General features: G+C 63.1%; 22 protein-coding genes. 15 read left to right on the forward strand and 7 right to left on the reverse strand.

The window, feature by feature from the left end; all coding sequences use genetic code 11:
- The first annotated feature begins 8 nt into the window (after positions 1 to 8).
- The 3 genes from CIW48_RS28200 (at position 9) to CIW48_RS28210 (ending at position 4,065) form a co-directional block, all read left to right on the forward strand.
- Entirely contained in the window at positions 9 to 1,172 is a 1,164-nt protein-coding gene (locus CIW48_RS28200; RefSeq protein ID WP_149313734.1) for a hypothetical protein, read from the forward strand.
- A 643-nt stretch (positions 1,173 to 1,815) separates the two neighbouring features.
- Positions 1,816 to 2,892 (forward strand): AraC family transcriptional regulator, encoded by a 1,077-nt coding sequence (locus CIW48_RS28205; RefSeq protein WP_246695452.1) that lies wholly within the window; start codon positions 1,816 to 1,818, stop codon positions 2,890 to 2,892.
- Between the two features lie 831 nt (positions 2,893 to 3,723).
- Positions 3,724 to 4,065 carry a hypothetical protein gene (locus CIW48_RS28210; RefSeq protein ID WP_149313736.1) on the forward strand — a complete coding sequence of 114 codons (342 nt, stop codon included), beginning with the start codon at positions 3,724 to 3,726 and terminating at the stop codon, positions 4,063 to 4,065.
- A 359-nt stretch (positions 4,066 to 4,424) separates the two neighbouring features.
- Here the strand turns inward: CIW48_RS28210 and CIW48_RS28215 are convergent, their stop codons facing one another.
- The 3 genes from CIW48_RS28215 to CIW48_RS28225 all read right to left on the reverse strand — a co-directional run bounded on the left by CIW48_RS28215 (position 4,425) and on the right by CIW48_RS28225 (position 8,380).
- The gene (locus tag CIW48_RS28215; RefSeq protein WP_149313737.1) at positions 4,425 to 5,447 is read right to left on the reverse strand and encodes a transporter; all 1,023 of its coding nucleotides are present in this window, start codon (positions 5,445 to 5,447) and stop codon (positions 4,425 to 4,427) included.
- A 286-nt stretch (positions 5,448 to 5,733) separates the two neighbouring features.
- Positions 5,734 to 6,552, reverse strand: a complete 819-nt coding sequence (locus CIW48_RS28220) for a DUF4344 domain-containing metallopeptidase (protein ID WP_149313738.1) — start codon at positions 6,550 to 6,552, stop codon at positions 5,734 to 5,736.
- 727 nt (positions 6,553 to 7,279) lie between these two features.
- Complete coding sequence (locus CIW48_RS28225; protein WP_149313739.1) at positions 7,280 to 8,380, reverse strand: AraC family transcriptional regulator; 1,101 nt, start codon at positions 8,378 to 8,380, stop codon at positions 7,280 to 7,282.
- A 254-nt stretch (positions 8,381 to 8,634) separates the two neighbouring features.
- Here CIW48_RS28225 and CIW48_RS28230 point away from each other — a divergent pair, with 254 nt between their 5' ends.
- The 11 genes from CIW48_RS28230 (at position 8,635) to CIW48_RS28280 (ending at position 20,268) form a co-directional block, all read left to right on the forward strand.
- Positions 8,635 to 8,928: a hypothetical protein gene (locus tag CIW48_RS28230; RefSeq protein WP_149313740.1), complete on the forward strand. Its 294-nt coding sequence runs from the start codon at positions 8,635 to 8,637 to the stop codon at positions 8,926 to 8,928.
- Between the two features lie 132 nt (positions 8,929 to 9,060).
- On the forward strand, positions 9,061 to 9,636 hold the full coding sequence (locus tag CIW48_RS28235; protein WP_149313741.1) for a hypothetical protein: 576 nt from the start codon (positions 9,061 to 9,063) through the stop codon (positions 9,634 to 9,636).
- 111 nt (positions 9,637 to 9,747) lie between these two features.
- Positions 9,748 to 12,063, forward strand: a complete 2,316-nt coding sequence (locus tag CIW48_RS28240) for an MMPL family transporter (protein WP_246695453.1) — start codon at positions 9,748 to 9,750, stop codon at positions 12,061 to 12,063.
- Positions 12,064 to 12,316: 253 nt separating this feature from the next.
- Positions 12,317 to 12,544 (forward strand): hypothetical protein, encoded by a 228-nt coding sequence (locus tag CIW48_RS28245; RefSeq protein ID WP_149313743.1) that lies wholly within the window; start codon positions 12,317 to 12,319, stop codon positions 12,542 to 12,544.
- Between the two features lie 102 nt (positions 12,545 to 12,646).
- Positions 12,647 to 13,006, forward strand: a complete 360-nt coding sequence (locus CIW48_RS28250; protein ID WP_246695454.1) for a hypothetical protein — start codon at positions 12,647 to 12,649, stop codon at positions 13,004 to 13,006.
- Between the two features lie 120 nt (positions 13,007 to 13,126).
- The gene (locus CIW48_RS28255; RefSeq protein WP_149313745.1) at positions 13,127 to 14,050 is read left to right on the forward strand and encodes a formylglycine-generating enzyme family protein; all 924 of its coding nucleotides are present in this window, start codon (positions 13,127 to 13,129) and stop codon (positions 14,048 to 14,050) included.
- Between the two features lie 167 nt (positions 14,051 to 14,217).
- Positions 14,218 to 15,900, forward strand: a complete 1,683-nt coding sequence (locus CIW48_RS28260; protein ID WP_246695455.1) for an arylsulfatase — start codon at positions 14,218 to 14,220, stop codon at positions 15,898 to 15,900.
- 168 nt (positions 15,901 to 16,068) lie between these two features.
- On the forward strand, positions 16,069 to 17,658 hold the full coding sequence (locus tag CIW48_RS28265; protein ID WP_149313746.1) for an arylsulfatase: 1,590 nt from the start codon (positions 16,069 to 16,071) through the stop codon (positions 17,656 to 17,658).
- Between the two features lie 34 nt (positions 17,659 to 17,692).
- Entirely contained in the window at positions 17,693 to 18,736 is a 1,044-nt protein-coding gene (locus CIW48_RS28270) for an HAD family hydrolase (protein WP_149313747.1), read from the forward strand.
- Between the two features lie 188 nt (positions 18,737 to 18,924).
- Positions 18,925 to 19,809 (forward strand): LssY C-terminal domain-containing protein, encoded by an 885-nt coding sequence (locus CIW48_RS28275; protein WP_149313748.1) that lies wholly within the window; start codon positions 18,925 to 18,927, stop codon positions 19,807 to 19,809.
- Between the two features lie 42 nt (positions 19,810 to 19,851).
- Positions 19,852 to 20,268 (forward strand): hypothetical protein, encoded by a 417-nt coding sequence (locus CIW48_RS28280; RefSeq protein ID WP_246695456.1) that lies wholly within the window; start codon positions 19,852 to 19,854, stop codon positions 20,266 to 20,268.
- A gap of 214 nt (positions 20,269 to 20,482) precedes the next feature.
- On the opposite strand, the gene CIW48_RS28285 is transcribed toward CIW48_RS28280, so the two are convergent.
- From CIW48_RS28285 to CIW48_RS28300, 4 genes are all read right to left on the reverse strand, one after another.
- Positions 20,483 to 20,815 carry a hypothetical protein gene (locus tag CIW48_RS28285; protein WP_149313750.1) on the reverse strand — a complete coding sequence of 111 codons (333 nt, stop codon included), beginning with the start codon at positions 20,813 to 20,815 and terminating at the stop codon, positions 20,483 to 20,485.
- A 153-nt stretch (positions 20,816 to 20,968) separates the two neighbouring features.
- Positions 20,969 to 21,385 (reverse strand): hypothetical protein, encoded by a 417-nt coding sequence (locus CIW48_RS28290; protein ID WP_149313751.1) that lies wholly within the window; start codon positions 21,383 to 21,385, stop codon positions 20,969 to 20,971.
- A gap of 483 nt (positions 21,386 to 21,868) precedes the next feature.
- On the reverse strand, positions 21,869 to 22,501 hold the full coding sequence (locus CIW48_RS28295) for a tyrosine-type recombinase/integrase (protein WP_149313752.1): 633 nt from the start codon (positions 22,499 to 22,501) through the stop codon (positions 21,869 to 21,871).
- A gap of 365 nt (positions 22,502 to 22,866) precedes the next feature.
- Positions 22,867 to 24,954, reverse strand: a complete 2,088-nt coding sequence (locus tag CIW48_RS28300; RefSeq protein ID WP_149313753.1) for a catalase — start codon at positions 24,952 to 24,954, stop codon at positions 22,867 to 22,869.
- A gap of 365 nt (positions 24,955 to 25,319) precedes the next feature.
- Between CIW48_RS28300 and CIW48_RS28305 the strand changes: the two genes are divergently transcribed.
- Positions 25,320 to 25,430, forward strand: a 111-nt coding sequence (locus tag CIW48_RS28305; RefSeq protein ID WP_149313754.1) for a transposase, incomplete at its 3' end; no start/stop codon positions are given.

Raw genomic sequence — 25,430 nt, forward strand, 5'->3', positions numbered from 1 at the left:
GGTCGCATATGGCTGAGGCGGCGGAACTCGACGAACCATGCTTTCAGACGACCGATGGGGGGATCGCCCTCATCAATTTGGAGAGTGCGCGGTCGCGCGCCTGGAGCCGGTTCCACCGGGACCCGCAACGCCCGGGAATCGCGGAGAGCGTCCTGGAATTCGAGCACCTGACGGGTCAGTTCGCAGGCGATCTCTCGGCGCTCATCCGCCAGGAGTCCCTCTCGGAACAGCTCGCCCTGCTGGATCCGTCATCGGCACGCACGGCCTTGATCCAGGCGCAAGTCGCGTCTGCGCTGCACCGGTTTTCCGATGCGCGGCATCATCTCGCCCGGGCAAGCGAGGGCGGGGCGCCGTCCGGGGACGTCGAGCGCGCGTTGTTGGCCGTCGATCAAGCGTGCGGCATGAACCTGGATGCGGTGTTGGACAAGCGGCGCGGGGCCGCAGTGAGAACCGGGTGCCTGGAAGACCAGGTTGCACTCGGCGCATTGCTGGCGGATCTGGGTGCCTTCGACGAGGCCGACCAGACCTACCGGCGGGCGTTGCGGGACTACCAAGACGTGTCGCCGTTCGCGGTGGCCTGGGTCTACTTCCAGTTGGGGATGCTTTGGGGGGAACTCATACCCGAACCGCGAGAGGACCGTGCCGCAGGGTGGTACCGGAAGGCGATCGCCTGTTTGCCGTCGTACGTGAAGGCCCGCGTCCACCTGGCGGAAATCGTCGCGGCGGATGGTTCAAGGGATGAAGCGGAGGCGACCCTCAGGCCGGCGCTCGCGAGCGGCGATCCGGAAGTCTCCTGGCGGCTGGCCGACGTGCTGACGGCCGTGGGGCGGTTTGACGAGGCGCGCCGCCAGTTGGAGGCCGCGCGATCCGGGTTCGAGGCCCTTCTGGACCGGCATCTGCTGGCATTCGCCGACCATGGCGCGGAGTTCTACGCCGGCAGCGGAGGCGATGCGGCGCGGGCCTTGGAACTTGCCCGGGTCAACCTAAACAATCGCCCAACACTACGCGCCTTCCAGCAAGCCTACAGGGCCGCAGTCGCGGCCGGGTCGGCCGATGCCGCCTCCGAGATTCTGGCAGGAGCCGCGCGACGGTGGGGTCATTCGCCTACGTATCGCTTGTCGTCCTCTGCACAGGTGGGCTCGGTAGCACTGGAGGGATTGGCCCCATGTTAATCGATCGTCGAGCGTTCGTCGCAGGCACGACCTTGGCCGCCGTCACGCCGGCGCTCCCGGCATTCCTGCTGGATGTTGCCGCGCCGGTGCCGGACGTATCTCGACCGTGTCTCGCGATCCACGGTTGGAGCACCGACGTTTGTGATAGTCCAGACGACAAAGTCTGGCTGCGGGTCGCTCATGGGTGGCGTACAGCTTGGCGTTAGCCGCCTATCCAGGGCTGACGAAACCACCAAAGCCCTCCGGGCAAAGGGAGGAAATGCTCCGTGATACGCTTGAAGCGTTTGGTGGGAGAAGCTTCGCAATGCGGGCGTTTTGGAGAAGTTGTCGGCCAGCTGAATACCCCAGGGTTCCCAAAGTTGGGGGGATAGTTTCTCGAAAACAATTTATGCTCTAATCGAGCACAGCTGACACACCATCTTGCGGGCCAATCAGTAGCTCGCAATCGGTTACCTCAGTACCAGTCTTGATATGAACGGGCTTGATTAAAGGCGCCTGCCTATGGTTTGTCAAAGTGACCTAACCTATGTTGCTGGGATCAAGCGATCCGGAACAAGGGGGCCTCGCGATGGCGCATTTCTACAGGCCAAACTTGGGCGGCAGCTCAGATTGCCCCCCCGCATCCAAAGCTCTGAGTACGCCCTTGACGCCACCGCGTCTCAGCCTCATCCATCCAGGGATCGCGCAAGCCATCTATGATGTTTTAGTCGAACTCGACGCCAGTCCGCACGCCCTCGTCAATGAGGTCGGGCTTGACCCAGGGCTCTTCGACGGCAGCAACATTCTGGTCTCCTATGCCGCACTCGGCCAACTTATCGCACTGGGTGCAGAGCGAACCGGCTGTCGCCACCTCAGCCTCCTCGTCGGGCAGCGCGCTGATCTGGCCTCGCTCGGGCCGATCGGCGCGCTGATGCGTGTATCTGACACAATCGGAAGCGCCCTGCGGGCCTTCGAAGAGCACGTGGGCATGCAGAACTGGGGCGCCGCAATTGGGCTCGGCGCTTACGACGGTGTGGCCGTTCTCAGCTACTCTCCCTATGAGCCGGGAGCTGAGGGCGCAGCTCATCATTCGGAGCGGGCGCTCGCCACGATGTTCAACGTCCTTCGGGCGCTGTGCGGGCCCGACTGGGCCCTATTGGAAGTCTTACTGCCGCGCTTTGTGCCGCCAGACACGAGACCCTACAGCGACTTTTTCCGCGCGCCGATCCGTTTCGACGAAGAGGTGGCCGCACTTGTCTTTCCGGCCGGGCTGCTGGAGCGACCCATAGCGGGCGCAGACCCGGATGCTCGGCGCGCCCTCGAAGGGAAAATTCGCCGGCTTAAGGCCGACCAGCCGAACATGCTGACAGATGAGCTTCGTCACTATCTCCAAACCGCGGTGACCCAACAGCGCTGCAGTGCCGAACGGGTGGCGCGTGTGAGACTGACGAACCGTCGTACCTTAAGCCGTCGGCTCCGGGCTGAGGGCACGAGCTTCAGGCAGCTTGCCAGCGAGACACAGTTCCGAGTGGCAGGAGGGCTGTTGGCCGACACCAGCATGAGCTTGGGGCAGATCTCTGCCGTCCTGCAGTTCTCTGAACCCGCAGCCTTCACGCATGCATTCCGGCGATGGTCGGGGATGACGCCCAGCGCTTGGCGCCTAAACCACCGGTTGGGGGAGACTGAAGCACTGCGTGAAGATCCGCAGCCTAACCTGCCGGCTCCTAAACGGGCTCACTAAGTGCCGTGCGGCGAGTTCCTCACCAACCCTCGGCTGGCAACTCAGTGGCTTGCGACCTTCCGACCTGACTAGTGATCCGCTCCGAAGGGAAACAGCTGCGCTTGGGTTCTTGGCCTCAGCTCGACCGCCAAGACCAACAGTTTGATCACGGCAACTACAACTAAGAGTGCGACGACAAGGACGCGGTCGGATTGAAGGCCTATCCGGCCGGTTGTGCCAACCGGCTGCCGCCGGAGCATTCCCGAGAAGACCCGTCTCGTTCGATCAAGCAGGGCAGCTACGTCTCCTGCATGCTCGCACCACATCGATGCCCCGTGCCGTAGCCCAACTTACTGCGGTTTCTACCAGCGGAAGATCGATGCGCGGAGAAACACCATGCCAGAATTCATACTGGCCGCCGTCCCGATCTTGGGTTTTCCGTCAGCAGCGTCGGCAACGCCTATTTTGCTCGAATCTGCAAGCATGGATACCGATGTCATCACTGTAGCATCGCCGCACATGCACCGCCATCACATGACAAATCATGGTCACTTGCGTCAAAACCACATGATGCGGCACCATCATCACCACGACGGACGACATCACATGCAGCCCATGAACCGCCATCGCCACCCCTAGGGCGGTCTCCTACGTCGTGGCCTATCAGCCAGAGTAAGCTCCTGATCCAAAGGGAAGCTGGTGAATTCCTCTAAGGAGTCTGACCGAAGTTGAAGGGAACTCGACAGCTCCGTTGCGGCTTAAGTGCCTAAGACTGCGTGGCTGCAGTTGACCCAGCGATAGCAGCACGGGATCGGATTTTACGTTCTCGTACTCCGGCTTTTATGGTTCGGCATGAGCAATACGGATGACGCCTTCACCCCTGAGCAGTTGACCGAACTGCTCCTGATGCAAGTGGAGACTTCGGATCAGACCGCAAAGAACCTGGGGGCTGCGGCGCATCAGTCTCTCGCAGCCCTGGTGATGAACGCCCTTTTGTTGCACGAACTTGAGCGCGTGGGGATCGTAGACCACGACATTGTGGTGACCGAAGCTATTCGGCGAGCGACATCAATACGCCCATCAGAGGTTGGCGCCAGCGTTGCACAAGTGATCAAGACTGTCTTCGATGGGGAATTGCCGGTCGAGCATGGCCCTGCCGGCGTCGACGATAAATGGACGGGCGCGAAGCAATGACGCTGCGGTGGGTGCCGCCAAGTCTGGGAAACTGTTAGGCGGCTCCCGGAAGGAATGACTTTCCGCGTCTCCGCCCTTACCATCGAATACCGCGTCTTGTCCTGGGCGATTAGGAGTCTCGCGCGGCCAGTATGGTGGCCTATAGCAGATAACAAATTCTAGCGTTCGGTAATTACTCCCGAGATCTGCGGTAGCTTAGAAGCGGGCTTGAGCACTGAGATTAGGGCCGGACATCCAAGACAATAGCGACCTGTCTTGTCCGAGGGTATCTCCGGAGGAACGTCGTTTCTGCAGTTTCTGATCAATTTTAACGGGAATTCACAGGCCACTAACAGCGAATATGGCTGCTTCTATGTCCGTCAATACTTCGCGACCACCGACCTTGATTCTACAGCCGTCCTCGGCGGCGCGACCCAGAGCGGGGCCGAGATGGTCAAATATGTCGCGGTGCCTTGGAAGCGGTTTTTGACGTCGAATTCGCGGTAAACCCTGACACTCGTCGAGATCGGGATCTCACCAGCGTGGAAGGTGTAGCCGACTTGGCCACCCAGCGATACGACCCGGCCCTTGAACGGGCCGATCCTGTCGCCAGACCCGCTGTCACCCGTCAGCTGGTCGTAGAAATAGCCGACGAGGCCGATCGACAAGTCCTTGCTCAGGTACTTCGATGCCGACCACTCCAGGTGGAACTCGGTGCCGGTCAGGTACCGAGTCGCGGGGTTAATCCAGTTGAACGTGATGCCGGGCACGACCGAGAGTTCGTAGCCCAGGACCGGATCGAGGTAGGTGAGCGCGCCGCTGAGATCGAGGGCCGGGCGGTTCAGCGCGATGTTGGACAGCTGGCCGTTCTCGAACGAGCCGGATGGGACGACGCCGAGCGCCGTCGCGGTCCAGTGGAAATTGCCGGCATGCCAGCCCACGAAGGACGCGAGATAGATATCACCGACGTTGAAGATGGCATCGTGCTCGCGGCCGGCGATGATGCGGTCGATGCGGGGTGACGACAGCACCGCCCCGGCGCTGACGTCGGGCGTGCCGAACGGGATGGTGATGGAGAAGCCGAGATTGCCGCCCAGGATCTCGACCGGCGTGACCCAGATCGGCGTCGCGAAGTTCGCGCTGAAGTTGATCTTAACGTTTGCGGCCACGACGCCGCCGCCCTGGAACACACGGTTTCCACCAAGGTCCCCCTGGTAGAAGTAGGTTTCGCTCTCGAAGTAAAAGCCGGGCGGGGGGATCACGCCCGCGAGTGGGCCACGGTTGCCGAGCACGTAGATGCCCTGCGCATATTCAGCTGCCCGGACCTCTTCAGTTGCGATCAAGGCTGATCCGCCCAGGAGTGCTACTGCAGCCCATTGGCTCGCCGTGCCGAGGCGTCGCATTCATCAACTCCCAAGGATCGGCGGGCGGACCCGCTCGGGAATGCAGCAAAGATTCCATAGCATGGATTAAGCGGCAAGCACTCAGACGAGAGGCCTTCGTCGAATGCTGATCAATCGATGCAATTTTGCGACACCCGGGTTGGCGAAATTTCTGCTATATCTCGCGAATGCCGCTCTTCTTTGCGGTAGGAATGCCCTCTGGCGCCAATATCACGGAACCGCACCAAAGAGAGACTCGGCCTGTGCGTCTGCAAAACTTCAGTGCACTTCGCTGACCACAGCGCGGTTAATCCACCCAGTGAAACCCCCGCCGGATCCGTTCGCGCTCCATTCGGCCTTTGTGAAGATGGGTGTGGAACAGCCTATCCATGGCATTGGCCGCCAGGCCGTACTCGTCCCTGCAGCTCACTACGCGCTCTTTGGGCAGGTCGCCGTCCTCGACAAGATAGCCAAAGGTGCGCCTGTCCGATCCGTAGGCGAGGCACCGCAGGCTGTAGAGGCGCTGGGAGTACAGCCCGTGATCATCGGCGAGGGCAAATTCCTCCCGTCTTTCCTCCGCGCCATAGCTTGCGAACAATGTGGCGATACCAGCGACCACCTGTCGGGCCTGCGTTGGTCTCAGGCGCAGCAAAACCAGCGCGGCGAACTGGTCGGCCGCGTCCTCCTCGTGGCCGAGCACAGGCACGTCCAGCAGATGGAACAGCGCGTGCCCGGTCTCGTGCAGAAAGACCTGGGCGATCGGGCCGACAATGGCGCCGTGACGAGGCAGGTCGGCCAGGGAGGAGGCCTTTTGTGCTCGGTCCCATACATCCTGGATGTATTCGTAGCAGACCGTGACCGTAGCGGTCTTGTACTCGTACCACGCGTTGATCTCGCCATTGCACTCCGACAAGCGCAGGGTGAGCGTCCGCGGCAGCCGGACCAAGCTGACGATCTCGCGCAATCCCTCAAGAACTTGGCGCGACCGCATCTCCCGATAGATCTTCACGGCCTCGGAGGCTTTCGGGAACTGATAGGCGATCCGGATGGGGCTACCTTGGCGGGCCCAGGTCGGGCCGGCTGCGAGGATGAGTACCAGTCCGAGGGGGGCAAGCGGCCGTCGCATTGTTTAACCTCTAGGGACTGAGCAACGGAAGCCTCCAAATGGTCTCGCTCCCACCGAGGCATGCGCAATTTCTATCGGCCGCCATGGAAGACGCTGTCGTCCTCCGCGCCTCTGACGGACAGGCAAAGGTGTGGCGCAGCGATGATCACCCCTCTGCACTGTCCGAGAGTGGCCTACGACGGTCTTGAGTGTGCTCCCAGGATCCCCTCACTATCGCGATGAACGCACGAGTTCACGCCGGCCGAGGACCGTGGCTCGCGCCGGCATATAACACTGCATGCGGAACGGTCGCTTGATCGTTTGAGTCTTGAGGACGAAAAGTTTAGCTGCGGATTTCCGCTATCCGACCGGCCCGCCGTCGAGGCAGGGTCTAAGGGTAACGCGGCGGTCGAAATTACGGGGGACGAAGCTTCAACGGCCGTCTCGTCGGAGTCTACAGAGACGGCTTCCATGACATTGGCCGACTCTACCGGTAAGCGAGCAGGTCGGTGATAGGCTCAGTCTGGCCGCCGGACCGGCAAAAGCCCGAACCTTGTCCGACAAACATCCTGAATGTTTTGGCCTCAATCGAAGTTTGGTCATTGCGCAAGTTGACCTTGCCTTCCAAATTCGTCGGCGAAGGTAGCGCGAACAGCCGGATAAATAATCCTGCCGCCAGCCTGGCTCGGATCGGAGCCGCCGCGAGCCGCGCAGTTCAGTTCACCCTCTCTCACGATATGCGAGTCGCTTAGTCGGTCCGATGCGCGGCACGCCAGGCGGTAGGCGTCTGCCCGGACCACCGCCGGAAAGCCCGGGTAAACACACTGATCTCTGCAAACCCGAGCGCGCGCGCCACCTGCGTGAAGGTCATGTCAGTCTGGGTCAACAGCCGCCGTGCGACTTCGAAGCGGATCTCGTTGACCAACGTGCCGAAGACGAAACCTTCGCGCCGGAGAAGGCGGCAGAGCGTCCGGCGGTGCATCGAGAACAAGGTTGCAATCGTCTTGGCGGAACACTCTTCCTCGGGCAGGCGCGTGCGCAGGACGCGTCGGACGTCCTCTGCCAAGCTATTCACCGGGACGGCACTCGCTGACTCGAAGCGGTCCGCGAACAGGCGGTGCAACACGGCACCTGTCTCAAGCCGTTGCCCGAGGCAACTTGCTGGAAAAATCAGAGCCGCCGTACCCGCTTCGAAGCGAACGGGTGCGCGAAAGAAGCGGGCGAACGGCTCCAGGTCGGTTGGAAGGCGACGCGGGAGCAGGACTTCGGTCGGCGACCACTCGGATCCGCACAGCATACGCAGGACATTCACGCCGGTCGCGACTGCACCGTCGGCGATCTGATCCGCGCTCTCGACCCCGGATTGAACGATGGCGTATTCCAGACGCGCGGTGTCGCCGTGCTGGGTCAGCATCGGCGAAGTGGTTACGTCCAATCTGTGTAGGTGATGCGCGAACTTGGTCAGGATTTCTGCAACAGTCGGCGACTGGGGTATCATGGCACTCGCCATCCCGACGAAGGCAAGGATGTCCTGCTGGCCAACCAAGAGGCCAAAGTGCGGACAGTTCGTTCGGGTGACGCAGAGGCTCATCAGTCTACCGAGGTCAGCGACCAGGAGCGTCCCGTCCTCGGCAAAAGCGCGGCTGGCCGAGCGGATTTCGCCATCCATATCAACGCCGAACTTGCGTAGGACGGTAGCGACCTCCGCGGCGATGCTGATGCGGACAATGCCCCCATCACCCGCGTCGGCAGGAGCGAGGTTGTCGATGATAGTTTGCATGGGACGGCATGCATTCGCCGGCCTCCGCACCCGCCTGAACGGCCGCCCTTCAGATTTGTCGCCGGGCATGCAGGGCTCCCGCGCGATGGCAAATATTGCCGTCACGTGAGATCGACCGTAGCGCCTCCTCTCAGACCTGCTTGATCCCCTGGACCATCCAGGTAGCCAAACGAGTTAAAAATCGCAGCGCACCTGAAGTTTTCGTATGCTCGTCGCGGCTCGTGAGCTGTGATGTCGAGCTTCTGGCTCATTCGATCAAGCAATGTAGCTAAGCCTCTCCCATGCTCGCTTCGGCGCTGATGAGTCTCACTCGGGAGCCGTCGATGAAGACCCCACGCGTGCTTTTGGCTTTTATGATGCTCGCTCTGCCCTTCGGGGCCTTCGGGAGTCCTGCGTGGGCAAAACCGGACACCCGCATCGCGCAGAGTGAAGTCACGATCCCCACCGATGCGCAGATCGACAGCATGGAGCAGCAGGCGATCACGACGCCGCCGCTCAACGACAGCGAGGGTGTTCTCCAGGGTGGCCAAGGCGCCCAGATCCGGCAGATGGATCGGCGCGCCCATCGTATCGACGAGAAGCTGCTGAAGGACGACGGTGTCTGTGACGGGTGCTGAAGCCGAGCCGTCAGGTCGGACGGGTGCCCTCGTTCTGGACTGCACAAGGGCCGACACCATGCCGCGCCAACACGGATCTTTGCCGCGTCGTGACACGGTGACGTTAATTATAAACGCGCTCGGGAGGCGATCATGGCCGTTGTGACGGCGCTCACCGGCGTACCCGCACGGCAGGTACGAGGACCGACGCGCTTCAGCCGGCCGCGAGGCTGCATCCCGCTTCGCCATTCGGGTACCGTCGCCGCCATCGTCCTCCTTCAGTTCATAGTGGTCACCGCAGAGGCCCAGCGTTGGATGGCGCAAACGCCATTCGCCAGCCTTGCGGGAAGCTGGTCCGGCAGCGGCGCAGTTCTGCTGACAGGTGGCAGTCGCGAGCGCATCCGCTGTCGGTCTACCTATCTGGTCGGCGGCGACGGCACCGCCGTCCAGAACACCTTGCGCTGCGCGAGCGACAGCTACCGGTTCGAACTGACCAGCCACATCGATTATGGTGCGGGCGCCATCACCGGCACCTGGACCGAGACGACCCGGGGCGTTTCCGGTACGCTCTCGGGTCGAGCCGATCCCCGGCAGCTCTCGGCGCGCGTCAGTGCTCCTGGCTTCACGGCTGTTCTAACGCTCGCGACCCATGGTCCTCGACAGGTCGTGACCATCCGTTCTGAGGGCACAGACCTCGCCGGCGCATCGCTCACCCTCAACCGGGAATGAGAGGCCGATGCGCACGTGGCGGCTCATGGCACCGCTGAGGCCGATAACCCAGTCCGCGACCAGTGAGCGGAAGAGATGAACGTCCGGGGCGGCAGGTTCGTTGGCCGGCCGATGTCGAGCGCTCCCCCAGAGGCTGAGCGCCTGGCGCTCGGGATCGAGCGCCTAGGGCTTGTCGCCCTGCGCTTTCCGGCTGCGGCGATCTTCCTCCTGGTGGCACTCTGCGTCAGTTCGATCTTCGGCATCGCACACCTGAGCATCGACGACTCGCTCGGGCAATTGTTCAGGGCCGACACCCCGGAGTTCCGGCAGTACGAGAGCTTGGTCCGACGCTTCCCATCGAGCGAGTTCGATGTGCTTCTCGTCGTCGAGGGCGGTGGCCTGCTTGAGCGCACGTCCCTGGAAGGCCTGCGGGACCTGGTCACCGACGTGCAGCTCATCGATGGAACGCGCGGTGTCATCTCCCTGTTCTCCGCCCGGCAGCCGCCGGAGGATGGGCATATCCCTGCAGCGCTGTTTCCGGAGACCTTGCCGGATGGTGCGGCCTACGACGATCTGATCACTCGTGTGCGGGCGAACGCGATCCTGCGCGGCAAGCTGCTGTCCGAGGACGGGCGCCTCGCGCTCGTGGTCGTGGCCCTCGATCCCGCCGTTGCCGGCACAGCGAGCCTGTCCGACGTCGTGGGCGAGATCCGGACGGTGGCGTCCCGGGACCTTGGCGAGACGGGGCTGAGCGTGCGCCTTTCGGGTGTGCCGGTCATGCAGCTGGAGATCCGGGAGGCGGTCGAGCGTGACCGGCTGCTCTACAACGGGCTCGGCTTCGCCGCAGGCAGCCTGATCGCGGTCCTATTCTTCCGGCGGCTCTCCTACATGGTCGTCGCCGCCGGCCCTCCGCTGATCGCCATTCTGCTGGCGCTGGGTGCGCTCGGTTGGCTCGGCTTCCGCCTCAACATGTTCCTCAACATGATGACTCCGCTGATCATGGTGATTAGCTTCTCCGACTCGATGCAGCTGACCTTCGCTGCGCGCGACCGGCTGATCGCTGGCGAGGCTAAGCGCGACGCCTTCCGCAATGCCGTCCTGGTCGTCGGACCTGCGTGCGTGCTCACGCATGCCGCAGCGGCTCTGTCGTTTGCCGCCCTTATGTCCTCGGAATCGGATCTGATCCGCACCTTCGGCCAAGCCGGCCTGCTCTCGACCGTGATCGCCCTCTTCGCGGTTCTGACGCTGGTGCCGCTGCTCGGCGTCCTGCTTGTGCGGCCCGAGCAATCCGAAATGAGCGTCATCCAAAAGTCAGACCCGGGGATTGATGCCTTGCGTGCGGCTTGCGCCTGGATCGCGGCGCGGATGACGCGCCGGCCAGGGCTCTACAGCCTCCTGAGCCTCGCCGTCGTCGCGCTTCTGGCGGTGGCTTACGCCCAGTTGGAGCCCCACTACCGCCTCGCGGATCAGGTTCCCGACAAGCACCAGGCCGTGGCTGCAAACGGTCAACTGGACGCGAAGCTCACGGGCGCGAACCCAGTCGACGTGCTGATCGAGTTCCCGAGCGGCGCCTCGCTCTACGCCCCAGAGACGCTGGCCGCCGTCGCCGAGGTGCACGCCGCGCTGGAGGCACAGCCCGGCATCGGCAACGTCTGGTCCCTGGAGACCCTTCGCCGCTGGCTAGCGGAAGCCGGGCACGGGTCCGACACGGCCGTGCTCAAACGCTACGCCGAGCTGTTGCCGTCCCATCTCACACGACGGTTCATCCCGGTCGAACAAGATGCGACCGTCGTAACGGGCCGCCTGCCGGACGTCGACATCGAACATCTCGTCCCGGTCACGGAGGCGCTGGAGAGGGTTCTGAGCGACGTTCGGAGCCTTCACCCCGACTACCGGATCGCGGTGACGGGCCTCTCTGCCGTTGCCGCCCGCAACTCGGCCAGTATGATCGGGCGACTCAACCGAAGCCTCACGGTCGAGATCGGCTTCATGGCCCTCTTCATCGGCCTAGCCTTCCGCTCGGTCGTGGTCGGACTTGCCAGCATTCTCCCGGGGATCTTTCCAATCCTCGTGTCTGGCACCGTCCTCTGGGTGCGCGGCGACGGGCTGCAGTTCGCGAGCATCGTGGCCCTCACGGTGGCGTATGGCCTAGGCCTCAGCGCGACCATCCACTTCCTGAACCGGCTTCGCTTAGTCAGCTGTGTCGATGAGGATCCCGCATTGGGTGTTGGGCGAGCGACGGTCCTCGTCGGGCCGGCGCTGATCCTGACCTCTGTGGTGCTCGCTTGCGGGCTGGGCGTAACGGTGCTGTCCGACCTGCCGTCATTACGAATCTTTGGCTGGGTAAGCGCCCTGGCGATGCTAGCGGCTCTGGTGGCCGACCTGACCATCCTTCGGCCAACGGTGACCCTTCTGAGCAGGTGGAGCCAGTCAATCGGCCATCGATAAAGAGCTCTGAATTCACGCGAGCTTTCCAGCACCGGTCCGCCCACAGCGCCAGTACGTGGCTCGCACGAGACCGGTGACGGCCTATGAGTCCGGACCAGGCAACGTAATTCTTTGCGAACCGCTGTTTTGCCTCAAAATACAACGCTGGTGTCTCAAGCGATCAAGCAGCCTCTCAGCCCGACAATATCTTGAGTCCCGCTTTCTGACCCGACATCGCTGTCGCGGTCGGTCTGACAACTTTAAGGAGGCCGTCATGAGATACGTCCTGGTCGTGTTTAGCCTGCTGGCGGGGCTCGTGACCTTCGCGCCGACCGAGGCGAATGCCGTTGTCTGTGCCCGCGGCCTCTATCGGGCCGGATGTGTTGGCCCGCGCGGTGCGGTCGGCGTCCGTCGGGGCTTCTACGGCCCGCGTGCCGTGGGCGTCCGGCGGGGCTTCTACGGCCCGCGTGCCGTGGGCGTCCGGCGCTATCGACGCTGGTAATTGCCAGCTTCCACCCGCTCGCCGTCAGCCATGACCGCGCGACCATCAAGGAAGCCCATCGACACGATACGCCTTGCACTCGCCTGCGTGACCCTAATAGCCGTGGTGTCACTGGCAAATCTCGCCGAAGCCCGGCCCTACGGCGGCGGCTTCCGTGGGGGTAGTTTTAGGGGTGGTTACCGAGGTGCCGGACTAGGCGGTACCCGCGTCGGCAGCTTCGGCTATCGCGGCGGCATTGCGGGCTACCGGGGCGGGTTCGGATACCGCGGCGGCTACGGCGGCTATGGGTACCGCGGCCGCTATGGTGGCTATGGAGTTGCTGCCGGCCTGGGCGTCGGATTGGCTGCCGCGGCCGTCGGGTCATCGTACTACGCTGATCCCTATTACAGCACCTACGGCTGCGGGTTCGCACCGGGTGGCTACGCCGGCTACGGCTCATCCTACGACGGCTGCGGATACTGATTGGCTCGGCCCGTGGCGGCGTCAAGCCGAGGCCGGAGAAGCGACTGAAAGGAGACACGCATGGGGGGTGTACTCGCCCATGGGGCTGTCCTCACGACACATCCTGAGGATCGCCCAGGCATGCGCTGGATCCCAGGCGGCACATTTCGCATGGGCTCTGATCGGCACTACCCCGAGGAAGCACCAGTCCATCGCGTGACGGTGGACGGCTACTGGATAGACGAGGCCCCCGTCACGAACCGGCAGTTTAAGAGGTTTGTTCACGCCACAGGCTATCGAACCGTTGCCGAAATACCCCCGGATGCGAAGGACTATCCCAACGCGCTGCCGCACCTGCTCTTTGCCGGCTCGCTCGTCTTCGTCCCGCCGCGCGGGCCTGTTGATCTGCGGCACTGCAGCCTGTGGTGGACGTTCCTGCGAGGGGCGAACTGGCGCCACCCCTACGGTCCAGGCAGCTCGATCAAAGGTCTCGACGACCATCCTGTCGTCCACATCGCCTACAAGGATGCCGAAGCCTACGCTGCGTGGGTCGGTAAAACCCTGCCGACCGAAGCCGAGTGGGAGTTCGCCGCGCGGGGCGGGCTCGATGGTGCTGAGTTCGCCTGGGGTGATGAGTTCGCGCCCGGCGGTCGCGCGATGGCCAACACCTGGCAGGGAGAATTCCCGTATCTGAACACCGCTGACGGGTCCTTCCGGCGAACGACGACGGTGGGCGCCTTCCCGGCGAACGGCTACGGCCTTCTCGACATGGTGGGCAACGTCTGGGAGTGGACAGCCGACTGGTTCGCGCAGCGGCATCAGGCTGACGCCCCGAAGGCGTGCTGTATCCCCCAAAACCCGCGCGGCGGACGCGAGGCGGACAGCCTCGATCCCAATGACCCTCAGAGCCTGATCCCCCGCAAGGTGGTGAAGGGCGGCTCGCATCTGTGCGCGCCGAACTACTGCCGGCGCTACCGCCCCGCCGCCCGCCATCCCCAGCCCATCGACACGTCGATGAGCCACGTGGGCTTCCGGACCATCATCAGTGAGAGGAGCCAACCATGAGCCACGGCGATGCACGTGAGACTTCGCGGTCCATGCACCCGCCGGCGTCCTCGGGGAACGCCGAAGGCGGGCGCTCGTGCGAGGCGCGCATCCGCGCGGGGGAACCGCACAGGGCCGCTCGCCTAGCAGTTCGTCGGACCTGCACGGCACTCGCTGGCGGCGTCCTGTTGACCGCGACTGCCCTGACGCCCGCGTGGTCGCAGACGCCGCAGCCGCAGCCGTCATCGAAGCCCAACATCTTGTTCATCATGGGGGATGACATCGGCTGGATGCAGCCGAGCATCTATCACCGCGGCCTGATGGTCGGGGAGACGCCCAACATCGACCGGATCGGTCAAGAGGGAGCGATCTTTACGGACTATGTCGCCATGCAGAGTTGTACCTCCGGCCGGAACGCATTCTTCACCGGCATGTACCCGTTGCGCACCGGCATGATCCCGCCCCAGCTGCCGGGCAGCCCGTCCTACCTCCGCCCCGGCACCCCAGCGCTCGCCAAATTCCTGCACGACCTCGGCTACAACACCGGCGAGTTCGGCAAAAATCACTTGGGCGACCATACGGAGGCCCTGCCGACGGCGCACGGCTTCCAGGAATACTGGGGCTATCTCTATCACCTCGACGCCATGCAGCAGGTGAGCTTCCCCGACATCAACAAGACGTCGACCGACCAGGGAATCGCGCCGCCGTGCAAGAACACGCCGATCCCCGGCCTGCCTGAGGTGCCGGGCGCTGTCGATCCCAGGACCACACGCTGCCTGACGCCGCCGCGCCCGGTGCTCTCCTGTCGCTCATCTGATGGGACAGCCAAGAACCAGAGTTGCACCGATGAAGGGCCGCTGACGCTGGAGCGGTCGAAGACGGTCGACGAGGAAATCTCGGCGAAGGTGGTCGACTTCCTCGACCGCAACGATCCGAAGAAGACCAACAAGCCCTTCTTCGCCTGGTACAACCCCGCCCGCATGCATGTGGTCACTGTCCTGCCGCCGAAGTATGAGGCCATGCTCGGCGAGCGCGGCGGCAAGGACTGGGGCGTCAACGAAGCTGGCATGAAGCAGCTCGACGACAACATTGGCCTCGTGCTCAAGAAGCTCGACGACATGGGGCAGGCCAATAACACCATCGTGGTCTTCACGACCGACAATGGCGCCGAGGCGATCAGTTTCCCGGATGGCGGCGTCACCCCATTCAAGGGCCAGAAAGGCGAGGCTTGGGAGGGCGGGTATCGAGCGCCGATGGTGGTCCGCTGGCCCGGGGTTATCCAGCCAGGAACCGTCAAGAACAAGCTCTTTGCCGCACTTGATTGGGTTCCGACGTTTGTCGACGTCGCCGGCGGCCCGAAAGGCGAGGGGCTGAAGCAGCAGATCGAAAGCGGCCAGTACCCCGACATTGTCAAGACGACCCTGGATGGCGTCGACCAGCGTGAGTACCTAGAAGGCAAATCCGACAAATCCGCGCGCGATGTCTTCTACTATTTCTCGGGCGCAACCCCATCGGCGGTGCGCTACAAGAACTGGAAGATGTACTACACCATGTCTCAGCCTGGACCGGCCGGCTGGATCATGCCACTCGTGCCGTTCCACTTCACGCTCGTACAGAATATCAAGCGTGATCCGTTCGAGCAGGCGGTCGGCATCGATCAAAAGAGCGCCATGAGCGTTGGCGGGGCACTCGGCGCGCCGTCGACAGCGTTCCAGTACGATTGGAACATCCTACCCCTCGGCCAGCAGCTCTGGCTGGAGCATCTATCGAGCTACGAGAAATTCCCCCCTCTGCAGCCGGCCGAGACCTACAATCTCTCGCAGGTCTTGGAGCAGGTGAAGCGGGGACATGCCAGCCACGCGAGCGACTAGCCCACGCACGGCGGCTTCGACCGAGCGTCCCGGCAGTGTCGGGGCGCTCGCCGTCGATTAGATGCCGTTAGCCGTTCTACTCGTCGCAGCAGCGCTGCATGCTGAGGCTAATAGGTGGTCGGTCGGCGAACGGCCGTACGAGCTTTATCTGATAGAACGGGGGCGACGATGACCGGGATCCGCATGACGGGGTTCGGCCTCTTGGCTGCGCTCATCTGCCCAATGAATTCCCCCGCGGCCGCGCAGCCGCGAAAGCCCAACATCCTCGTCATCATGGGCGACGACATCGGCTACTGGAACATAAGCGCCTATAACCGCGGCATGATGCAGTACCGGACCCCCAACATCGACCGGATCGCCAACGAGGGCGCGCTCTTCACGGACTATTACGGCCAGCAATCTTGCACCGCCGGGCGCTCGGCCTTCATCACCGGACAGAGCCCGCTGCGGACCGGCCTCCTCAAAGTGGGGCTGCCGGGCGCCAAGGAGGGGTTATCCAGCAAGGACCCGACCGTCGCTGAGTTGCTCAAGCCGCAGGGCTACGCGACTGGACAATTCGGCAAGAACCACCTCGGCGACCGCAACGAGTTCCTGCCGACGCTGCACGGCTTCGACGTCTTCTTCGGCAACCTCTATCATCTCAACGCCGAGGACGAGCCGGAGCACCCGGATTATCCGAAGAACCCCGCCTTCCGGGCGCAATTCGGCCCGCGCGGCGTCCTGAGATGTGCTGCCACAACGACCGAGACACCGGGTGAGGACACGCGGTTCGGTCCCTGGGGCAAGCAGACCTGCGAGGACACGGGGCCGCTTACCAAGAAGCGGATGGAGACCATCGACCAGGAATTCGTCCGAGCCTCGGTCGATTTCATCGACCAGGCCAATCGGGACCAGAAGCCGTTCTTCGCCTGGGTCAATACCAGTCGCATGCACATCTGGACCCGGCTCACGCCCGAGGCGCAGGGTAAGACCGGGCTCGGCATCTATCCGGATGGCATGGTGGAGCACGACGGGCAGGTCGGCGAGCTTCTCAAGAAGCTCGATGACCTCGGGATCACCGACAACACGGTCGTAATCTACACCACCGACAACGGTGCCGAGACGTTCACGTGGCCGGATGGCGGCGCGACACCGTTCCGTGGTGAGAAGAACACCAACTGGGAAGGCGGCTACCGCGTGCCTGCGATGGTGCGCTGGCCCGGTCTGGTGCCGCCGCGCACCGAGATCAACGACCTCTTCTCGGCCGAGGACTGGGCGACGACGCTGGTCGCCGCAGCCGGTGAGCCCGGGATCAAGGACAAGCTCCTGACGGGCTACGAAGCGGCTGGCAAGACCTTCAAGGTTCATCTCGACGGCTACGACCAACGCGAGCTTCTCGCCCGCACCGGTCCCGACATGCGCCGGGAGTTCTTCTACTGGACGGACGACGGCAACCTGGCCGGCCTGCGCTACGATCAGTGGAAGGCGGTGTTCCTGGAGCAGAAGGCGGAGGGCTTCGATGTCTGGGCTCAGCCGATGGTGCAGCTTCGCCTGCCGATGCTGTTCAACCTGCGCTCGGATCCTTTCGAGCGGGCTCAGCACGAATCCGGCGACTATGTGCGCTGGTTCATCGAGCACGCCTTCGTGCTCGTTCCAGCCCAGGCGCTGGTCGCGCAGCATCTGCAAAGCTTCCAGCAGTTCCCACCCCGGCAGCGGCCCGGCAGCTTCTCGGTCGAGCAGGCGATGGAGAAGCTCAGGCTGCCACCGTCCAGCAACTGACCGCTCACCGCGTGCAGCTCCGGGAGCTCGGAACATGAAACACTCCCTTGCCTCGGGCCATCTCACCCGCCGCACCACGCTCACGGGCTTAGCGGGACTTCCGATCGTGGCAGGGACGATCCTGCCGGCGTTGAGCCAAGCGCCGACGTCGCCTGCCACTCCTCTGCCCTCCTGGAACGAATCGGCATCGAAGCGGGCGATCCTGGACTTCGTCGCTCGCGTCACACACCAGGGCGGAGCCGACTATGTCGCGCCGGCCGAGCGGGTCGCGGTCTTCGACAACGACGGCACCCTGTGGACGGAACACCCGATGTACGTCCAACTCGCCTTCGCGCTCGACCGCGTGAAGGCGATGGCGCCTCTGCACCCCGAGTGGAAGAACATGCAGCCGTTCCAGGCCGTGCTTGACGGTGACATGGAAGCCCTGGCCGCATCGGGCGAGCGCGGCATGATGGAACTGGTGATGGTCACCCATGCTGGCATGACGAATGCGGAGTTCGCCGGAATCGTCATGCAATGGCTGGCGACGGCTCGGCACCCGCGCTTTCAGCGTCCTTACACCGAGTTGGTCTACCAGCCGATGACCGAACTGCTCGCGTTCCTGCGCGCGAACGGGTTCAAGACGTTCATCGTCTCGGGCGGCGGCGTGGAGTTCATGCGTCCCTGGACCGAACGCGTCTACGGCGTGCCGCCCGAGCAGGTGGTAGGATCTTCGATCAAGACGCGGTTCGAGATGCGCGATGGGCGTCCTGAGCTGTTTCGCCTGGCAGAGATGAACTTTATCGACGACAAGATCGGCAAGCCCGTCGGCATCAACGAGTATATTGGCCGGCGGCCGATCGCGGCGTTCGGCAACTCCGACGGCGATCTTGAGATGCTACAATGGACAACGCTGAGTGGCGGCGTGCGCCTGGGCATGCTCGTCCACCACGCGGACGCCGAGCGAGAATACGCATATGACCGGAAGACCGAGTTTGGACGCCTCGACACAGCTTTGAACGCCGCCGCCGCCAACAACTGGCCCCTCATAGACATGAAAAAGGACTGGAAGGTGATCTTTCCTTTTGAATTGGGCTGAATTTTCATCGATGCGTCGCCACCAAGCAGAGAGACGTCTGCGCTTCTAGTCGCCTCCCGTTCGGGGTTCACAAGTGTGGCCGCGTTTTGGGTGGCAGTGCCGCTCTTCTGGGTCGGACAGGATCACGCCGGGAGCGCACCGGGTGGGCCCAGCGGAGGACACTGGCGCCCGAAGGGAGGGCATGCCCCGTGAGACGCCTGAAGCTGTTCGGACAACGCACGCTGGTCGCTGTCCTTGGCCTGTTGACGGTCTGGCTAATCCTGGTCCTGTTCTACGACGTCGCCGACCGTCGCCTGCCGCTCGTCTTGGCGGTTGCGTCCACGTACGCCACCGCTGCCTACCTGATCCTGCCGCGCGCGATTAGGATAGGGGCGCACATCCTCAACCGAGGCCTAGTCCCCTCCTACACGCTGACCGGCGACGGCCTGCCCGGTGACCCGGTGAACCTTGTCTTGATCGGCACCCTTGGCGAGTTGCACCGAGCCTTTGCCCTCGCGGGCTGGAGCCAGGCGGATCCGCTAAGCCCCGGCAGTTCATGGAGGATGGCGTGCGCTTTCGTTCTGAACCGACCTTACCCGAGTGCCCCCTTCAGCACTCTCTACCTGTTCAACCGGGGGCAGGATGTCGGCTTCCAGCGCTCAATCGACGACAGCCCGCGTAAGCGTCATCACATTCGGTTCTGGGGTCTCTCCATCGAGCGAGCTGAGGAGGCACTCGACACCGCGGCCTTCTGGCTCGCGTCGAGCCGACCGGCCGCTCCTGAACGCGCCATGTGGGTCGGCGCCGCGACTAAGGATGTCGGCCTCTCCCTGACACGCCTTAGCTTCCAGATCACTCACGCGACCGACGCTGATACCAATACTGAGCGCGAGTTCCTGGTCCAGGTGCTGACCGAGCACGGAGGGATTGGACCGGCGCGCTACCACCGGCCCGGCCAGCGGCTGACGTTCGGGACGGTAAACCGCTACGTCAGCGATGGACTGGTGGCCGTCGCTGATCTGAGCCAAGAGGCCGCCAATCCGTTTCGACTTGACGGTCAGGCCCTAAATGATTTTACCGTAAAATTCGGCTGAATTCGAGCAAGGGGTACGTTTTACCAGCGGATGGAGCGCGGCATGTCACTCATCCACGAGCTTCTCGCGACTCCACGCGACTTGCCGGCCGTGTCCAAGTACACGGCCATGAATGGTATGATTTACCTCACGGCTGGAGCGTTGCTCATTGCTTGGCCAGGCGCGACGCAAGCGCTTTTCAGAGATCGAGCGTTCGTGGGAGATGAGCAAGGCCTGGTCCGCGGCATGGGCCTGCTGATAATCGTCATCGGCTGGCTCTACCTGTTCGGGGGCCGCTCGGGTGCGCGGCAGATCGTTGCTGCATCGGTGATCGACCGATTGGTGTTCATACCAGCCGTTCTCCTTCCTCTGGCAGCTGCCGGCGTGTTCCCGCATTTGCTGGTGACCTTCGGTCTTCTCGACCCAGCGCTGGCCATTGGTGCCTGGATCCTTTTCAGTCGAAAAACGCCATCACCGTAAGTCGCACGCCCCGGCTTGCTTTGGCTCCCAGGAAGCTTGTCATGGCCGCACTCGGACGGCTCGTCGTCTGTCAGCGTGCGGGCCAAGCACGTGGCGATCGCGACAAGCTGCGGATGAAAGGCCGACCACAATGATGCCGCTGGCTTATCCCTGGGACTGATCACGTCAGCCGAGGCTACATGATCCCGCTCACGGATACCATGCTCAGCCGGCGTCATGATAAGCAGTAGACATTTGTCGAGGTGATGTCGTTTCCGCCATGATCCTGCGAATTCCAGGAACCTGGTGATATTGCAGAATTTTTCGGAACCGAGAAATAGTAGGTTTTTACATCGAATCCTTGAGAACCGTCCCGGTTGTAGTAGGTCCGAAAGAGCTGAAGTGCGCACCTGTAATGGGGCTTATTGTCTGGGTTTATCACCAGCAACGGGAAAAGCGGCGTCGGTGATGGCAGATACCAAACAAAGTAAGGCGCTGCTTGGGCAGCAGTACAAAATGATGAGAACTGAAGAATTACAATGACGTATTGCGCGAATTTGGCAGGCATGTGGTCCTCGTTTTCCATCAAAGGAGAGGCCATTGAGCGTTTGCATGCAGAAGTCACGTCACAAGCGTTCAGACTGTCTTGGCCGCAAGAAATCGCTAAATCGCCGAGCGCGCGGCTGGATGCAGTCAAGCAAAGTGGCAACGACCGGGCCGCTCATTCTTCCGCCGCCGGGGTGGGCTGCGGTCCGGCCGGACAGCGCCGATAGCTTCGAAGGCTTTGGAAATCCCCGCCGAGCGCGACCTCCTCGCCGTCTCGTGACATGAGGATGAGGTTCGCGGTCGAAGGCTGCGCTCCCTCGCCGGCCAAGCAGCGCATGTGCGCGGAGTAAATCGGGCCGGCCCGGCCGGCCGTCTCGCCGACCCAATCGATCGCGCACCTCGCATCAGGATGCGTGTAGCTCGTTCCCGTGATGACCAAGGCCAGCCGGTTGTCCTGGCTGCACGGCTGATCCACGAGGCCCCATTGCCCCCAGAAGGTTTCCGGAACGGTCTTGTGGCGCTTGATGTCCGCAACGCAAATCGCAGGCGCGATGAAAAGCAGCGCGACGATGGCAGGCACCATGAAGTGCATGGCATTTCCTCGGTATCTCGCGCCAACGACACAATAGTCTTATCACTCGGCGCGTCGGCAGAGGCGGCTCGAGCCGGTCGGCAGTCCACTACTAAGCTTCAAAAGATCGGCTAGCGCTTGATCGAGCGGGACAGCATCTGCTTCCACAATCCAAAGGCGCTTCTAAGCGGCTCCGGTAACAAACAACCCTGGGCTGAGTGGCGACATCGCGTCTGGCGAAGGTTCTTTTCGCCTCCCTTGCACACCTTGGCCGTAGTGCCAGAAGATCGAGCAAAGGCTTTGAAGGAACGCTGTGGGACGTACCGCGGCCGTTCCGGCGGCTGCGGCCGATGAGATGAAAGTGCCGCAGCTAGGATATGTGATTCGGGCTGAACCGATGTCCGCTTCAGAGAAGCCGACGACGGCGGTCGAATGACCGAGTTGGGCGCATATCCGCCCGTCTGGTTTGGAGCCCCTCGACGGCGAAGCCGAGGGGCCGAACGCTCAAATTTCCGTCCCTTCCGCGAGTGTGAGTGCATCCTCTATATCGACCCCGAGATACCGGACCGTGCTCTCAATCTTCGTATGGCCGAGCAGGATCTGGACGGCACGCAGGTTGCCGGTCCGCTTGTAGATCAACGACGCTTTCGTGCGGCGCAGGGAGTGGGTCCCGTAATCCTGGCTTCGCAGCCCGATGCCTGAGACCCATTCATCGACCAAGCGCGCATACTGCCGGGTGCTGATGTGCGTCACGCCGCCGAGCCTGCTCGGGAAGGCATAGTCGTCGAGCGTTCCACCCCGAACCTCCAGCCAAGCCAGCATGCTGGTACGGGCGGGTTCGAGCAACTCGAATTGAACTGGCCGGCTGGTCTTCTGCTGAATGACGATGGCCCGGCTGCGGATGCGACCGCCGCTGACAAGATCGCCGATCCTGAGCTTGACGATGTCGCAGCCTCGCAGCTTGCTGTCGATGGCAAGGTCGAACATCGCCCGATCGCGCATGCGTTGTTCACGGTCGAGCCAAAACCGGATGGCCCAGACCTGCTGAGGTTTGAGGGGGCGCTTAGCGCCGAGCTTGCGGCCCGCGTTCCAGGCCGGCCGTCCTTTCGTGGCCGGATCGGGTGCAGAGTGTCCCATCGTCTGTCTCCTCGCCGGCTTATGCCGACAAGGCGAGGAGACACCCGAACCGATGCTCCGGAGACGGGTTGCATAAGCAGACGTTCCGCAGGCAACCCAATGCAGCCGTGCGGGTTGCTATCGACGTGAGCCGGAAGCAGACGTTCGTCGACCGTCCGGCAACTGCAGCTAGCAGCGGATCACATCCTTCCACATGCCGCACAGAGGCCAGGACGTTCCTCTGATCTAAGCACGCCACCTTCATCGCCCGGCGAGTTCCTCAGGTCGATGGCAGCTCCGTCATGAACATAGGCGCCTGAGACACCCGCCGTGAAGCAGCGGCCGTTCGGTAGCGGCGAACATTCCGAACGGCCGTGTCCTTTACGTCATGCTAGTGTGCGGACCTTCGGCTCACGGTCCCAGTAGCGCTTCTTCGCTGCATCGACGAAGCCGCTGAGGTCGGTCACGCCCTCGTCCGCCTCGACGCCCGCCTTGTCGAGCAGCGGCTTGGCGGCGGCGTTGTGGCCGATTGCCTTGAGGTGCCCGAACGCATCCATAACCCACTGCACCGCGGCCGCTTCCTTCACGAGCTTCCCCGCAGCCATCTCGGACAGGATCACCGCGCAGCCATCGACCGTCACTGAAGGCTGACCGAACAGTTGCGCGTCCGCGGCGATGGCTGATCCGTCCGAGAGCGGCACCTTGCCGACTTTTGGGGCGATCGTCATCGCATGGCCGCCCGCCGCCTTGATCGCCTTCTTCAGCGATTGCAGCTCGCCCGCATCCGTCCCGTCGGCAATCAGGATGCCGATGGTGCGCCCTTCCAGCGTGTGCCGCTCCAATGGGCCGCGGATGATGCGAAGAGCCGGCGACGGCTCCATGTCCAGGACCGGTGCGGCGGTCGGCGAGGCAGCGGGTAGGTCCATCGCCAGCCCGTCGGCGACCCGTGTCGCCAAATCCTCATCGACGTTACGCAAGTTGGCAAGCATCTGCAGCCGGATATGCTCCAGGCTTACCTTGGACAGCTCGAACACCAGCGCGGAGGCGATATGCGCCTGTTCCGCCGGGTCCATCGAGCGGAAGAACAGCCGCGCTTGGCTGTAGTGGTCGGCAAAGCTCTCCGGCCGGACGCGCAGCTTCTGCCCTTCCTCATCCGAGGGGAAGGTCTTGTAGCCCTTCGCCGCGTCCTCACGGGCGCCCCCTGGCTCTCCGACTTTTGCGAGGCTGTTGGGCTCGTAGTTTGCGCGGCCCTTCGGCACGGCCATCTGCATGTGGCCGTCCCGCTGCTGGTTCATGAATGGGCAGCCGGCGGCCGAGGCCCGCCCCTTCGCGGCGTTAATTGGGAGCTGGTGAAAGTTGACCGAGCCCAGCCGCGACAGCTGTGTGTCCGTGTAGCTGAACAGCCGACCCTGGAGCAGCGGATCGTTCGTGAAGCCGATACCTGGCACGACATGGCTCGGCACGAACGCCGCTTGCTCGGTCTCCGCGAAGTAATTGTCGGGATAGCGGTCGAGCACCATGCGCCCCACGATCCGCACCGGCAGCACCTCCTCGGGGATGATCTTGGTGGCGTCGAGGACGTCATAGGGCTGGCTGTTGGCAAAAGCCTCGTCGAACAGCTGCACACCGAGGTCCCAGGTCGGGTAGTCGCCGCGCCCGATCCGCTCAAACAAGTCGCGGCGCTGGAAGTCCGGGTCGGCCCCGGCGACCTTGACCGTCTCGTCCCAGATGGTCGAGGCGAGGCCAGCCTTCGGCTTCCAGTGGAACTTGACGAAGGTGCTCTTCCCTTCCTTGTTGATGAACCGAAAGGTGTGGACGCCGAAGCCCTCCATGTTGGCGAAGGTGCGCGGGAGCGTGCGGTCTGACATGGCCCACATGATCATGTGGGTCGCCTCGGGCATGAGGCTGATGAAGTCCCAGAACGTGTCGTGGGCGGTTGCCGCTTGCGGGTAGCCGCGGTCGGCCTCCATTTTGGCGGCATGGATCAGATCCGGGAACTTGATCGCGTCCTGGATGAAGAACACCGGGATGTTGTTGCCCACGAGGTCCCAGTTGCCCTCGCGCGTGTAGAATTTGACTGCGAAGCCGCGCACGTCGCGAGGCGTGTCGATCGAGCCGGCGCCGCCCGCCACGGTGGAGAAGCGAGTGAACACCTCGGTGCGCTGCCCCTTCCGCTGGAACAGGTCGGCGACGGTGATGTCGGCAAGGCTCTCAGTGCACTCGAAGTAGCCGTGCGCGGCCGACCCACGCGCGTGAACAATGCGCTCCGGTATCCGCTCGTGATCGAAGTGGTTGATCTTCTCGCGGTAAACCTCGTCCTCGATCAGGACCGGCCCGCGCGGCCCTGCCTTGAGCTGGTTCTGATTGTCGGAGACCGGCGTACCGTGGTTGGTCGTCAGCACGGGGTGGTCCGCATCGGCGGTCTGATGTGTCTCGCCGCCGTGTCCGGCGTTTAGTGCGGTCAGTTCGGTCATGGCATCCTTCCTCGGCAGGGGCCAACTGGAAGTGGAGCAGTAAGTTTCCTCCGCCATGCCATTCCCGCGAGGAACCGATCACAGTTTGAGGACGCGTTCTTCGAAGTGTCGGCTCCGATGACAGCAGCATGCTCGATTTGCCTCGGTCGCCGCTGGGAAGCGGAACGGCGTCTTGCCGCCAACTTCAGCCAATCGCCCGATGTCCGCTTTTTTCGGTTCTTCTCCTGAAAGCGGTACGTCGCAAATCCACCCTGATCTGCCCTTCCGGTAGCGACCCAACCCGGTCGTGACCCTGACCCACCAAACTGGTCCGCGCTGAGCGCAAGTTTTTCGGGCATCCTGAACCCTGAAGGAGGGTGGATGCCATGCCCCGCAACCGCTTCACGAACGAACAGATCGCCTTCGCCCTGCGACAGGCGGAGAACGGCGCGACGGTGGACGAGGTCTGCCGGAAGATGGGTGTATCCGAGCCGACC

This window comes from Methylobacterium sp. P1-11 (assembly GCF_008329595.1).
In the GTDB taxonomy this organism is placed as follows: Bacteria; Pseudomonadota; Alphaproteobacteria; order Rhizobiales; family Beijerinckiaceae; genus Methylobacterium.

Excerpts from the sequence above, each read along its gene's own strand:
- CIW48_RS28225 (WP_149313739.1), bottom strand. The coding sequence starts at position 8,380 with ATGCCCGGCGACAAATCTGAAGGGCGGCCGTTCAGGCGGGTGCGGAGG.
- CIW48_RS28230 (WP_149313740.1), top strand. The coding sequence starts at position 8,635 with ATGAAGACCCCACGCGTGCTTTTGGCTTTTATGATGCTCGCTCTGCCC.
- CIW48_RS28270 (WP_149313747.1), top strand. The coding sequence starts at position 17,693 with ATGAAACACTCCCTTGCCTCGGGCCATCTCACCCGCCGCACCACGCTC.
- CIW48_RS28235 (WP_149313741.1), top strand. The coding sequence starts at position 9,061 with ATGGCCGTTGTGACGGCGCTCACCGGCGTACCCGCACGGCAGGTACGA.
- CIW48_RS28215 (WP_149313737.1), bottom strand. The coding sequence starts at position 5,447 with ATGCGACGCCTCGGCACGGCGAGCCAATGGGCTGCAGTAGCACTCCTG.
- CIW48_RS28285 (WP_149313750.1), bottom strand. The coding sequence starts at position 20,815 with ATGCCTGCCAAATTCGCGCAATACGTCATTGTAATTCTTCAGTTCTCA.
- CIW48_RS28280 (WP_246695456.1), top strand. The coding sequence starts at position 19,852 with ATGTCACTCATCCACGAGCTTCTCGCGACTCCACGCGACTTGCCGGCC.
- CIW48_RS28210 (WP_149313736.1), top strand. The coding sequence starts at position 3,724 with ATGAGCAATACGGATGACGCCTTCACCCCTGAGCAGTTGACCGAACTG.
- CIW48_RS28245 (WP_149313743.1), top strand. The coding sequence starts at position 12,317 with ATGAGATACGTCCTGGTCGTGTTTAGCCTGCTGGCGGGGCTCGTGACC.
- CIW48_RS28265 (WP_149313746.1), top strand. The coding sequence starts at position 16,069 with ATGACCGGGATCCGCATGACGGGGTTCGGCCTCTTGGCTGCGCTCATC.
- CIW48_RS28300 (WP_149313753.1), bottom strand. The coding sequence starts at position 24,954 with ATGACCGAACTGACCGCACTAAACGCCGGACACGGCGGCGAGACACAT.
- CIW48_RS28255 (WP_149313745.1), top strand. The coding sequence starts at position 13,127 with ATGCGCTGGATCCCAGGCGGCACATTTCGCATGGGCTCTGATCGGCAC.
- CIW48_RS28200 (WP_149313734.1), top strand. The coding sequence starts at position 9 with ATGGCTGAGGCGGCGGAACTCGACGAACCATGCTTTCAGACGACCGAT.
- CIW48_RS28220 (WP_149313738.1), bottom strand. The coding sequence starts at position 6,552 with ATGCGACGGCCGCTTGCCCCCCTCGGACTGGTACTCATCCTCGCAGCC.
- CIW48_RS28240 (WP_246695453.1), top strand. The coding sequence starts at position 9,748 with ATGTCGAGCGCTCCCCCAGAGGCTGAGCGCCTGGCGCTCGGGATCGAG.
- CIW48_RS28290 (WP_149313751.1), bottom strand. The coding sequence starts at position 21,385 with ATGCACTTCATGGTGCCTGCCATCGTCGCGCTGCTTTTCATCGCGCCT.
- CIW48_RS28295 (WP_149313752.1), bottom strand. The coding sequence starts at position 22,501 with ATGGGACACTCTGCACCCGATCCGGCCACGAAAGGACGGCCGGCCTGG.